Raw genomic sequence first — 12457 nt, 5'->3', positions numbered from 1 at the left:
CTACTTTCTCCGCAATCCTATCCGCTGCTGCCTGGGCCGACTATCTGCAGCATTTACCGCCCGTGACGGCTCAACCATTGTCCGGCCAGCAATCGCGCTTTCGCGTCTGCCGTGAACACTGCCTCGAGATCATCCACTGCCACGACAGGCTCCAGACTCAGTACTTCCTCGATGATACTCGCGATTTCCGGGTAACGAACCCGCTCGTCGAGAAATGCCGCCACCGCCACTTCATTTGCCGCGTTGAGCATGGCCGGCGCGCTGTTACCCGCCTCGGCCGCCTGCCGAGCCAGACGCAAACAAGGGAAACGCTCTTCATCGGGCGCCTGAAAGTCCAGCCGTGCAATGGCAAACAGATCCAGCGGCGCCACACCCGAGTCAATCCGCTCCGGCCAGGCCAGGGCATTGGCGATGGGTGTGCGCATGTCCGGATTACCCAACTGCGCCAGGACCGAACCATCGACGTAGTCGACCAGCGAATGAATCACGCTTTGTGGGTGAATCACCACCTCGACCTGGGATGGTTTGGCATCGAACAGCCAGCAGGCCTCGATCAGCTCAAGCCCTTTGTTCATCATACTGGCGGAGTCAACGGAGATTTTTCGCCCCATGGACCAGTTCGGATGCGCACACGCCTGGTCAGGTGAAACATGCGCCAGTTCAGCCAGCGGCGTCTGACGGAATGGACCGCCGGACGCCGTCAGCAAAATCCGGCGTACGCCGACCGCCTCGAGGCCACGAGCATAATCGTGCGGCATGCACTGAAAAATGGCGTTGTGCTCGCTATCGATCGGCAGCAATACCGAACCGCTCTTGCGCACCGCCTGCATGAACAGCGCACCGGACATCACCAGCGCTTCTTTATTGGCCAGGAGGATCTTCTTGCCCGCCTCGACCGCCGCCAACGTCGGGCGCAACCCCGCCGCCCCGACGATGGCCGCCATGACCGTATCGACCTCCGGATCGGAAGCGACCTGACACAAACCTTCCTCACCCACCAGAACGCGAGTTGGAAGACCCGCCGCGCGCAAATCATCCTGCAAGGTGCGGGCAGCCGCGACCTCAGGCACTACGGCAAATCGCGGGATATGGCGCACGCAGAGCGCCAGCAGTTCACTCAAGCGAGTGAAGCCACTCAAGGCAAAGACCTGGTAACGATCTGGATGACGAGCGATGACGTCGAGCGTACTCAGGCCAATCGAACCGGTTGCCCCCAGAACGGTAATCTGTTGCGGGCGGCTCATGGGGCCGCCATCCACAACAGTACGGCGAACACCGGAATGGCCGCCGTCAGACTGTCGATACGATCCAGCACGCCGCCGTGACCCGGTAGCAGATTGCTGCTGTCCTTGATCCCGGACTGGCGCTTGAACATGCTTTCAGTGAGGTCGCCCACTACCGAAATGAACACGATCAGCGCAGCGCAAATCAGACCCTTGAACAGCTCGGCCACCGTCCAGTCGCGTACAAAGGCAACGAGCGTGGTAATGACCAGGCTCAGCGCCAGACCACCGTATACACCTTCCCAGCTTTTACCCGGACTGACCTGCGGTGCAAGCTTGCGCTTGCCGAAAGCGCGACCGGAGAAATAGGCGCCGATATCGGCACCCCAGACCAATACCATCACCGCCAAAATCAGCAGATTGCCGTTGCCGGAAGCATCCTTTTTGATTTCGACCAGACCTTGCCAGGCTGGCAGGAGAATCAACAGGCCGATCACCAACTTGGTCGCCGCATTAGACCAATGATCGCTCGAGCGCGGGTACGTCAACACCAGATAGGTAGCAACACCCCACCAGAGCACCGAGGCGCCCAGGACCCAAGGCGCCAGGCCCGGAAGTATGTGCATGACGAACAGCATCAACGCGACCACAGCGGCGTAGCCGACGCGGAACGCTTGACCGGCGAAACCCGCCAGACGCGCCCACTCCCATGCACCAAGGGTAACTACCAGCCCAATGAACAGTGCAAAACCGGAACCTTCAAGCAGGAAAAACCCGCACAGGGCAATCGGCAGCAGGATCAGTGCGGTGATGATTCGTTGTTTAAGCATTAAACCCGGGCTCCAGCCTCGACCTGCTCGCTCGTTTTACCGAAGCGGCGCTGGCGGGAAGCGTAATCGGCCAGCGCATTGCGCATGGCATCGTGTTTGAAGTCCGGCCAGAACAGGTCGGAAAAATACAGCTCGGCATAGGCCAGCTGCCACAGCAGGAAATTGCTGATGCGATGCTCGCCACCGGTACGGATACACAAGTCAGGCAACGGCAGATCACCTGTGGCCAGGCAGGTCTGCAGCAGATCAGGCGTGATGTCTTCCGGACGCAAGTGTCCGGCCTGAACCTCTCGTGCCAGTCGTTGCGCCGCTTGCGCGATATCCCACTGACCGCCGTAATTGGCGGCGATCTGCAGGACAAAACGATTGGCGCCAGCCGTCATGGCCTCGGCTTCGCGCATGGCAGCCTGCAGCTCGGGATGAAAACGCGAGCGATCACCAATGATGCGCAGGCTGATGTTGTTGTCGTTGAGGCGCTTGGCCTCACGACGCAGCGCCTTGAAGAACAGGTCCATCAAGGCGCTGACCTCATCGGCCGGACGCTGCCAGTTCTCACTGGAAAAGGCGAACAGGGTCAGCACCTCGACCTTGGCCTCGGCACAGACTTCAATAACCGCACGTACCGCATCCACGCCCGCTTTATGCCCGGCGACACCTGGCATAAAGCGTTTTTTCGCCCAGCGATTGTTACCATCCATGATGATCGCGACATGGCGCGGCACCGCGGACGGTGCAGTCTGCTTGGTCTTTTCCATGAAAACGCGACCCTTATACGGCCATCAGGTCTTTTTCTTTCTCCGCCAACTTAGCGTCGATTTCAGCTACGAACTTCTTGGTCAGATCGTCGATCTCGCCAGTGGCGCGACGCTCTTCGTCCTCACTGATTTCCTTTTCCTTGACCAGATCCTTCAGCGAGCTGTTCGCATCGCGACGGATGTTGCGCACGGCAACACGGGCATCTTCAGCCACATCGCGAGCCTGCTTGGTGAAACCGCGACGGGTTTCTTCGGTCAGGGCCGGCATGCTGATCAGCAGCAGCTCACCAAGGTTGGTCGGGTTCAGGTTCAGGCCTGCACTACCGATCGCCTTGTCGACGGCGCCCAACATGTTGCGCTCGAAGGCAACGACTTGCAGGGTACGGGCATCTTTGACGGTGATGTTGGCCACTTGCTTGATCGGGGTGTCGGAACCGTAGTACGGCACCATCACGCCTTCCAGAATGCTCGGGTGCGCCTGACCGGTACGAATGCGGCCGAAGTTGTGCGCCAGCGATTCCACGGACTTCTGCATGCGCTCTTTAGCGTCTTTCTTGATTTCGTTGATCATTGTTGGCCTTCCTCGATCAGGGTTCCTTCAGCGCCGCCATGCACGATATTCAGCAGGGCGCCGGGCTTGTTCATGTTAAATACGCGTAGAGGCATCTTGTGGTCGCGGCACAGGCAAATGGCCGTCAGATCCATCACACCCAGCTTGCGATCCAGCACTTCATCGTAAGTCAGATGATCGAACTTCTCGGCATGCGGGTCTTTGAACGGATCAGCGGTGTAGACGCCGTCAACCTTGGTCGCCTTGAGCACGACATCGGCATCGATTTCGATTGCACGCAGGCAGGCAGCCGAATCCGTCGTAAAGAACGGGTTGCCGGTACCGGCCGCGAAAATCACCACGTCCTTGGAATTCAAGTGACGCATGGCCTTGCGGCGATCATAGTGATCGGTCACCCCAACCATGGAAATAGCGGACATCACGATGGCCGAGATGTTGGCGCGCTCAAGGGCGTCGCGCATGGCCAGGGCGTTCATCACAGTGGCCAGCATGCCCATGTGGTCGCCAGTGACCCGATCCATGCCAGCCTTGCTCAGCGCTTCACCGCGGAACAGGTTGCCACCACCGATAACCAGACCGACCTGCACACCGATGCCGACCAGTTGGCCAACTTCCAATGCCATGCGATCCAGAACTTTCGGATCGATCCCGAACTCTTCCGAGCCCATCAGGGCCTCGCCGCTGAGCTTGAGTAGAATGCGTTTATAGCGAGCCTGATAACCACTGCCCTGCTGAGCCATTGCGAATCTCTCCTGCGGCGTATTTTAAAAATTCTTTGCGAGCTGTTTACAGCTGGCGTTCACTCTAGCTTGGCGCTGCTTCAGCGCCATCGGAACATGGCTTTGTAAGCCAGTTCCAAAAGGAAACCAATAAAAATTGGTGCCCCATCTGAAAAGAGGCTGCGCGCGTGAGCGGGCAGCCTCTTCTGGGCGACAGTTAAAAAACCGTCTTATTGCTTGGCGGCAGCCAGCTGGGCAGCAACTTCTTCTGCGAAGTTGTCCACTGGCTTCTCGATGCCTTCGCCTACCTTGAAGTAAGTGAAGGAAACGATTTCAGCGCCGGCTTTCTTGGCCAGAGCACCAACGGTAACTTCCGGGTTCATCACGAAAGCTTGCTCGACCAGGCTGGCTTCAGCCAGGAACTTGGTGATACGACCAGCGATCATCTTCTCGACGATTTCAGCTGGCTTGCCTTTCATCTTGTCTTCGTTCAAAGACAGGAAAACGGCTTTTTCGCGCTCGATGGCTTCTGGCGAAACCTGCGATGGCAGCAGGAACTCAGGATTGCTTGCCGCCACGTGCATGGCGATCTCTTTGGCCAGCTGAACATCGCCGCCCTTGAGAACAACAGCAACACCGATCTTGTTACCGTGCAGGTAGGTGCCGACAACGTCGCCCTCTACGCGCACCAGGCGACGGATGTTGACGTTTTCGCCAACTTTGGCAACCAGTGCTTCACGAGCCGATTCCTGAGCGGCGATCAGCGGAGCTGCGTCGGTCAGTTTTTCGTCGAAGGCTTTCTCTACGCTGGCAGCAACGAAGTTCTTGAAGTCGTCTTGCAGGGCCAGGAAGTCGGTCTGCGAGTTGACTTCCAGCAGCACGGCTGCCTTGTCGTCAGCCTTGATGGCGATAGCGCCTTCAGCGGCTACGTTGCCGGCTTTCTTGGCGGCCTTGATGGCGCCCGAAGCACGCATGTCATCAATAGCTTTCTCGATGTCGCCGCCAGCCTTGGTCAAGGCCTTTTTGCAATCCATCATGCCTTCGCCAGTACGCTCGCGCAGTTCTTTGACCAACGCTGCAGTAATCTCTGCCATTTCAAAATCCTCTTGGATAGGTTTTCAACCATTCCACCCGATCGAACGGGCGATCAATTCTTCCCGAACCACCCTTGTTAGCTGCCGCACGTTACAGATAGAGCGGTGGGCGCCGACAAATGGTTTTCGAGGTGGCAAAAAGGGGGCCAAGCCCCCTTTTTGCTTACTGAGTCAACGCCAAGGCGTCAATTACTCAGCTGCTGCTACCGGAGCTTCTTCAACGAACACTTCGGTGCCGCCGGCAACGTTGTTGCGGCCACGGATCACAGCGTCAGCCATCGAACCCATGTACAGCTGGATAGCGCGGATTGCGTCATCGTTGCCTGGGATGATGTAGTCAACGCCTTCCGGGCTGCTGTTGGTATCGACTACGCCGATGACCGGGATGCCCAGCTTGTTGGCTTCGGTGATCGCGATGCGCTCGTGATCAACGTCGATAACGAACAGAGCGTCTGGCAGACCGCCCATGTCCTTGATACCACCCAGGGAACGATCCAGCTTTTCCAGGTCACGAGTGCGCATCAGCGCTTCTTTCTTGGTCAGCTTGGCGAAAGTACCGTCTTCGGCTTGAACTTCAAGGTCACGCAGACGCTTGATGGAAGCACGGATGGTCTTGAAGTTGGTCAGCATGCCGCCCAACCAGCGGTGATCGACGTACGGCGAACCGCAACGTGCTGCTTCTTCAGCAACGATCTTGCCAGCGGAACGCTTGGTGCCGACGAACAGAATCTTGTTTTTGCCCTGGGCCAGACGCTCTACGAAAGTCAGAGCTTCGTTGAACATTGGCAGGGTTTTTTCAAGGTTGATGATGTGGATCTTGTTACGCGCGCCGAAAATGTACTTGCCCATTTTCGGGTTCCAGTAACGGGTCTGGTGACCGAAGTGCACACCGGCCTTCAGCATATCGCGCATGTTGACTTGGGACATGATAGTTCCTTAATAAGTCGGGTTTGGCCTCCACGTATCCCAATGACCAACCAGCAGCATCAGCTGAAGGCACCCAGGTCATCGTGTCGACACGTGTGTGGATTTAGGCTTTTCGGGACATCCCCGGAAAGCGGCGCATTTTATATCACAAGGCAGGGCAAAACGGAACCCGGATTCTGAAATCCTGGCGAGCGCTTTGCGCCATCCCTTGGAATCCTCCAAGAATGCACCATTCTATAGAGAGAAGCGATGCACACAGGCGCAGATTTGCGCTGATCGTCTGGTAGAATCGTATTTTTCAGGGCTGCGAAGATCCATCGCGCAATGCCCTTTCCGTTCAGAAAGCGCCGCCTGGCGCAGAGAGAGCCTGTATGACCGTCACCCTCAAAACGCCCGAGGATATCGCCAAAATGCGTATCGCCGGCAAACTGGCCGCCGATGTGCTGGAAATGATTGCCGAACATGTCAAGCCGGGCGTTACCACTGATCAACTGAACCAGATCTGCCACGACTACATCGTCAATGAGCAGAAAGCCATCCCTGCCCCGCTCAACTACAAGGGCTATCCAAAGTCGATCTGCACGTCGATCAACCATGTGGTCTGCCACGGCATCCCGAACGACAAGCCGCTCAAAGACGGCGACACCCTGAACATCGACGTCACCGTCATCAAGGACGGCTACCACGGCGACACCAGCCGCATGTTCCATGTCGGCAGCGTGCCGGTCTGGGCCGAGCGCCTGTCCCAGGTGACCCAGGAATGCATGTACAAGGCGATTGAAATCGTCAAGCCCGGCTGCCGCCTGGGCGACATCGGCGAAATCATCCAGAAGCACGCTGAAAAGAACGGATTCTCGGTGGTCCGCGAGTTCTGCGGCCACGGTATCGGCAAGGTGTTCCACGAAGAGCCGCAGATCCTGCACTACGGCCGCGCCGGCACCGGCATGGAACTCAAGGCCGGCATGACCTTCACCATCGAGCCGATGATCAACCAGGGCAAAGCCGACACCAAGGTTCTGGGTGACGGCTGGACCGCGATCACCAAGGACCGCAAGCTCTCGGCACAATGGGAACACACCCTGCTGGTGACCGAAACCGGTTACGAGATCTTCACCCTGCGCAGCGATGACACCATCCCTCGCGTTTCGGCCTGATCTCGCCAGCGTATCTCGCCTATAGAAAGGAAAGCCAATCGATGCCGCAGGTGGATCCCGAACTCTTCGACCGAGGCCAGTTCCAGGCTGAACTGGCCCTGAAGGCAAGCCCGATCGCGGCCTTCAAGAAGGCGATCCGCCAGGCCCGCGAGGTGCTCGACGCACGTTTTCGCAATGGCCGGGACATTCGTCGACTGATCGAGGATCGCGCCTGGTTCGTCGACAACATCCTGCAAAAGGCCTGGGAGCAGTTCAGCTGGAGCGAGGACGCCGACATCGCGCTGGTCGCGGTCGGTGGCTACGGCCGCGGTGAATTGCACCCTTATTCCGACATCGATTTGCTGATCCTGCTGGACAGCGCGGACCACGAAGTTTTCCGCGACTCCATCGAGCGCTTTCTGACACTGTTGTGGGACATCGGCCTGGAGGTCGGTCAGAGCGTTCGCTCGGTCGAAGAGTGCGCCGTCGAGGCCCGCGCCGACCTGACGGTCGTCACCAACCTGATGGAAAGCCGCACCATCGCCGGCCCCGAGCGTTTGCGCCAGCGCATGCTGGACGTCACCAGCACCGGGCACATGTGGCCGAGCAAGGACTTCTTCCTGGCCAAGCGTGCCGAACAAAAGGCCCGGCACCACAAGTACAACGACACCGAATACAACCTGGAACCCAACGTCAAAGGTTCACCCGGTGGCCTGCGGGATATCCAGACCATTCTTTGGGTTGCTCGTCGCGAGTACGGCACCCTGAACCTGCGGGCACTGGCCGGCGAAGGCTTCCTGGTCGAGAGTGAAAACGCCCTGCTAGCCTCTTCCCAGGAATTCCTGTGGAAAGTTCGCTATGCCCTGCACATGCTCGCCGGTCGCGCCGAAGACCGCCTGCTGTTCGATCACCAGCGCACCATTGCCGGGCTGCTGGGCTTCAAAGGCGACGACGCCAAGCAAGCCATCGAAAATTTCATGCAGCAGTATTACCGGGTGGTGATGAGCATCGCCCAGCTCAGCGACCTGATCATCCAGCACTTCGAGGAAGTCATCCTCGCACCGGAAGACGAGGCACCACCGCAGCCGATCAACTCGCGCTTCCAGCTGCATGATGGCTATATCGAAGCACGCAACCACAACGTTTTCCGCCGCACGCCGTTCGCCATGCTGGAAATTTTCGTATTGATGGCCCAGCAGCCGGAAATCAAGGGCGTACGTGCAGACACCATTCGCATGCTGCGGGAAAGCCGTCACCTGATCGACGACGACTTCCGCAACGACATTCGCAATACCAGCCTGTTTATCGAGCTGTTCAAGTGCAAGATCGGTATCCACCGCAACCTGCGACGAATGAATCGCTACGGCATCCTGGGTCGTTATCTGCCCGAATTCGGCTTTATCGTCGGGCAGATGCAGCATGACCTGTTCCACATCTATACGGTCGATGCCCATACCCTGAACCTGATCAAGCACCTGCGTAAGTTGCAGTACACCCAGGTGTCGGAAAAATTCCCACTGGCCAGCAAGCTCATGGGCAAGCTGCCCAAACCCGAGCTGATCTACATGGCCGGCCTGTACCACGACATCGGCAAAGGCCGGCATGGCGACCACTCGGACGTCGGCGCGGTCGACGCCGAGGCGTTTTGCCAACGTCACCAGTTGCCAGTGTGGGACAGCCGCCTGATCGTGTGGCTGGTGCAAAACCATCTGGTGATGTCGACCACCGCCCAGCGCAAGGACCTGTCCGACCCGCAGGTGATCCACGACTTCGCACAGATCGTCGGCGACGAAACCCGCCTTGACTATCTGTATGTGCTGACCGTTGCCGACATCAACGCCACCAACCCGACGCTGTGGAACTCCTGGCGCGCCAGCCTGCTGCGCCAGCTCTACACCGAAACCAAGCGCGCCCTGCGACGTGGCCTGGAGAATCCGGTGGATCGCGAAGAGCAGATCCGCCAGACCCAGAGCGCCGCCCTGGACATTCTGGTGCGCGGCGGCACCGATCCGGACGATGTCGAGCAACTGTGGGCGCAGTTGGGTGATGACTATTTCCTGCGTCACACCGCCGGCGATGTGGCCTGGCACAGCGACGCGATCCTCCAGCAACCGGCTGATGGCGGACCACTGGTGCTGATCAAGGAGACCACCCAGCGCGAGTTCGAAGGCGGGACCCAGATTTTCATCTACGCCCCCGACCAGCACGACTTCTTCGCCGTGACCGTGGCCGCGATGGACCAGCTCAACCTGAACATCCATGACGCCCGGGTCATCACCTCCAGCAGCCAGTTCACCCTCGACACCTACATCGTGCTCGACACCGACGGCGACTCGATCGGCGACAACCCGGCACGGGTCAAACAGATCCGCGACGGCCTGACCGAGGCCCTGCGCAACCCGGACGACTACCCGACCATCATCCAGCGCCGGGTACCGCGCCAGCTCAAGCATTTCGCCTTTGCACCACAGGTGACGATCCACAACGACGCCCAGCGGCCGGTGACGGTGCTGGAACTCACGGCGCCCGACCGCCCGGGACTGCTGGCGCGGATCGGCACGATTTTCCTGGAGTTCGATCTGTCGCTGCAAAACGCCAAGATCGCCACCCTCGGCGAGCGCGTGGAAGACGTGTTCTTCATCACCGACGCCCACAATCAGCCGCTGTCCGACCCGCTGCTGTGCAGCCGGTTACAAGATGCAATCGTCGAACAGTTGAGCGTCAACCAGGAACCCGATATCAAACTGTCGCGCATCAGCATCTGACTTAACAACGGCCCGCCTTTTGTAGGAGCGAGCTTGCTCGCGATGAACTCAAATACACCGCGTTATTCTGGGAAGAACGCGTTATCGTTGACGACCATCGCGAGCAAGCTCGCTCCTACAGGGACCAGCGCCGCTCCAACACCGAACGAGATTTATCGATGAACAACGCTCTGTCCCAGCTCCAGCCTTACCCGTTCGAAAAACTCCGCGCCTTGCTCGGCAGTGTCACGCCCAACCCGGACAAGCGCCCTATTGCGCTGTCGATTGGCGAGCCTAAACACCGCTCGCCAAGCTTCGTCGCCGAAGCCCTGGCCAGCAATCTCGATCAGATGGCCGTGTACCCGACCACCCTCGGCATCCCGACCCTGCGCGAAGCCATCGCCGCCTGGTGTGAACGTCGTTTCGATGTCCCCAAGGGCTGGATCGATCCCGCGCGCAACGTGCTGCCGGTCAACGGCACCCGCGAAGCGCTGTTCGCCTTCACCCAGACCGTGGTCAACCGTGGCGATGACGCGCTGGTGGTCAGCCCGAATCCGTTCTACCAGATCTACGAAGGCGCGGCGTTCCTCGCCGGGGCCAAGCCGCATTACCTGCCGTGCCTGGACGAAAACGGTTTCAACCCGGATTTCGACGCGGTTTCGCCGGACATCTGGAAACGCTGCCAGATCCTGTTCCTGTGCTCGCCAGGCAACCCGACCGGCGCACTGATTCCGGTCGAGACCCTGAAAAAACTGATCGCCCTGGCCGATGAGTACGACTTCGTGATTGCCGCGGACGAGTGCTACAGCGAACTCTACTTCGACGAACAAACGCCGCCACCAGGCCTGCTCAGCGCCTGCGCAGAACTGGGCCGCAAGGACTTCAAGCGCTGCGTGGTGTTCCACAGCCTGTCCAAGCGTTCGAACCTGCCAGGCCTGCGCTCCGGTTTTGTCGCCGGTGACGCCGACATTCTCAAAGGCTTCCTGCTTTACCGCACCTACCACGGCTGCGCGATGCCGGTTCAAACCCAACTGGCCAGCGTTGCTGCATGGAATGACGAAGTGCATGTGCGCGCCAACCGTGCGTTGTATCGCGAGAAGTTTGATGCGGTACTGGAAATCCTCAGCCCGGTGCTGGACGTACAGCGTCCGGACGGCAGTTTCTACCTGTGGCCGAATGTGGCCGGTGACGACGCAGCGTTCTGCCGCGACCTGTTCGAGCAGGAGCACGTGACCGTGGTGCCGGGTTCTTACCTGTCGCGGGATGTCGATGGCGTCAATCCAGGCGCCGGGCGCGTGCGCATGGCGCTGGTTGCACCATTATCAGAATGCGTTGAAGCGGCGGAACGTATTCGCGACTTTATCACTCGCCGCAACTGACACTAACAAGGCCTGTGCTGTGCAACGCAGTACAGGCCGCTCATCCGCAACAACATCTCACATACAGCAACTTTACAGCGCGACTCTCATTTAAATAATCTCCAACTCGAAACCAATTAATTGAGCAAATTAAACCTCGAGAAGGAGAGTAAAAATTCCAGATCAAGCCCCCTGCAAAACTATATAAAAGCCCCATCAACAAACCGTAAACAAACCAAACCAAAAATTCTCACTCCAAACAAACCACAACCGACAAAAGACATGGACGTCACCCCTTATGAAAATTGGAACTTGCAGTATCCTTGAAAGCATTGACCCAATTGCAGCCTATGAGGCCGCGATCAGTGAGCGCAGTGATAATGTCGAACCCAACACTTCCAGACGCGCCAAGAGAAGTGTCGCTGCGCATACTAAATTCTGGAAGCCTGGTCGAACCCTGAAAATAGCCATGTACGACGAAGACCAGAAAACCATCGACAAAGTCAAAAGCATTGCGAGCAAATGGATAGAGCATGCCAATTTGAAGTTTGAATTCGTTTCAGGAGCAGAGGGCGATATTCGTATAAAAATCGAGCAAACCCAATACGGCGATTCTTACTCCTATCTCGGTACAGATGCGCTCACCCGCCCCCCTGAAAAAGAAACAATGCAAATAGGGCTGCCTTTAGAAGATGATGAGTTTGAATTCAGCGTATTACATGAGTTTGGACACGCACTTGGCCTCGCCCATGAACATCAGCACCCGGACGCAGATATTCCTTGGGATCGGGAAAAAGTTTACGCATGGTATAAAGAAGAATTCAACCTTGAACGCGATCAAGTTGACAGAGACGTTCTCCCACTACCCCGCAACACAAACTACACCTACGGTGATTACGACTCCTTGTCAATCATGCACTACGACATCGATAGCAGACTTACCATAAACAACTGGAGCCACCCAGGAGGCTCCACACTAAGCAGGAAAGACCTGGAGGTAGTCAGTAAGATTTACCCTCACGGGACACCATACATACCCCACTCACTGATTGAGTTACTTAACAAAATAAAGGCGCCATTTACTGGCAGTTCCAATTAAAACA

The 12457-nt window shown here is 57.9% G+C and carries 11 protein-coding genes; 4 read left to right on the top strand and 7 right to left on the bottom strand.

Annotation, left to right across the window (positions count from 1 at the left end; genetic code table 11):
• Window positions 1–53: 53 nt before the first annotated feature.
• The 7 genes from ispC to rpsB all read right to left on the bottom strand — a co-directional run bounded on the left by ispC (window position 54) and on the right by rpsB (window position 6119).
• Window positions 54–1244, bottom strand: coding sequence for a 1-deoxy-D-xylulose-5-phosphate reductoisomerase (gene ispC / locus KW841_RS13040; RefSeq protein ID WP_102699378.1), 1191 nt, complete (start codon window positions 1242–1244; stop codon window positions 54–56).
• Window positions 1241–2053, bottom strand: coding sequence for a phosphatidate cytidylyltransferase (locus KW841_RS13035; RefSeq protein ID WP_218476582.1), 813 nt, complete (start codon window positions 2051–2053; stop codon window positions 1241–1243). The genes ispC and KW841_RS13035 overlap by 4 nt, the downstream gene beginning before the upstream one ends.
• The gene (gene uppS / locus KW841_RS13030; RefSeq protein ID WP_102699380.1) at window positions 2053–2808 is read right to left on the bottom strand and encodes a polyprenyl diphosphate synthase; all 756 of its coding nucleotides are present in this window, start codon (window positions 2806–2808) and stop codon (window positions 2053–2055) included. Before uppS ends, KW841_RS13035 begins: the two co-directional genes overlap by 1 nt.
• Before the next feature lie 13 nt (window positions 2809–2821).
• Entirely contained in the window at window positions 2822–3379 is a 558-nt protein-coding gene (gene frr / locus KW841_RS13025; RefSeq protein ID WP_007978385.1) for a ribosome recycling factor, read from the bottom strand.
• Window positions 3376–4119, bottom strand: a complete 744-nt coding sequence (gene pyrH / locus KW841_RS13020; RefSeq protein WP_003222124.1) for a UMP kinase — start codon at window positions 4117–4119, stop codon at window positions 3376–3378. Before pyrH ends, frr begins: the two co-directional genes overlap by 4 nt.
• Before the next feature lie 209 nt (window positions 4120–4328).
• Window positions 4329–5192 (bottom strand): translation elongation factor Ts, encoded by an 864-nt coding sequence (gene tsf, locus KW841_RS13015; protein ID WP_015093762.1) that lies wholly within the window; start codon window positions 5190–5192, stop codon window positions 4329–4331.
• A 189-nt stretch (window positions 5193–5381) separates the two neighbouring features.
• A complete protein-coding gene (rpsB, locus tag KW841_RS13010; RefSeq protein ID WP_007978390.1) occupies window positions 5382–6119 on the bottom strand; it encodes a 30S ribosomal protein S2 in 738 nt (245 codons plus the stop codon).
• Window positions 6120–6490: 371 nt separating this feature from the next.
• Between rpsB and map the strand changes: the two genes are divergently transcribed.
• From map to KW841_RS12990, 4 genes are all read left to right on the top strand, one after another.
• Window positions 6491–7273, top strand: coding sequence for a type I methionyl aminopeptidase (gene map / locus KW841_RS13005; protein WP_007978392.1), 783 nt, complete (start codon window positions 6491–6493; stop codon window positions 7271–7273).
• A 41-nt stretch (window positions 7274–7314) separates the two neighbouring features.
• Window positions 7315–10017 carry a [protein-PII] uridylyltransferase gene (locus KW841_RS13000; protein WP_116582990.1) on the top strand — a complete coding sequence of 901 codons (2703 nt, stop codon included), beginning with the start codon at window positions 7315–7317 and terminating at the stop codon, window positions 10015–10017.
• 158 nt (window positions 10018–10175) lie between these two features.
• Complete coding sequence (gene dapC, locus KW841_RS12995) at window positions 10176–11375, top strand: succinyldiaminopimelate transaminase (RefSeq protein ID WP_218476579.1); 1200 nt, start codon at window positions 10176–10178, stop codon at window positions 11373–11375.
• Window positions 11376–11652: 277 nt separating this feature from the next.
• Window positions 11653–12453: a M12 family metallopeptidase gene (locus KW841_RS12990; RefSeq protein ID WP_218476577.1), complete on the top strand. Its 801-nt coding sequence runs from the start codon at window positions 11653–11655 to the stop codon at window positions 12451–12453.
• The last annotated feature ends 4 nt before the right edge of the window (window positions 12454–12457 follow it).

The sequence above is a fragment of the Pseudomonas sp. PDM28 genome (assembly GCF_019219115.1).
GTDB lineage: Bacteria > Pseudomonadota > Gammaproteobacteria > Pseudomonadales > Pseudomonadaceae > Aquipseudomonas > Aquipseudomonas laurylsulfatiphila.
Note: the sequence above shows the minus strand (reverse complement) of the source record. Positions and strands in the feature narration are given on the sequence as shown.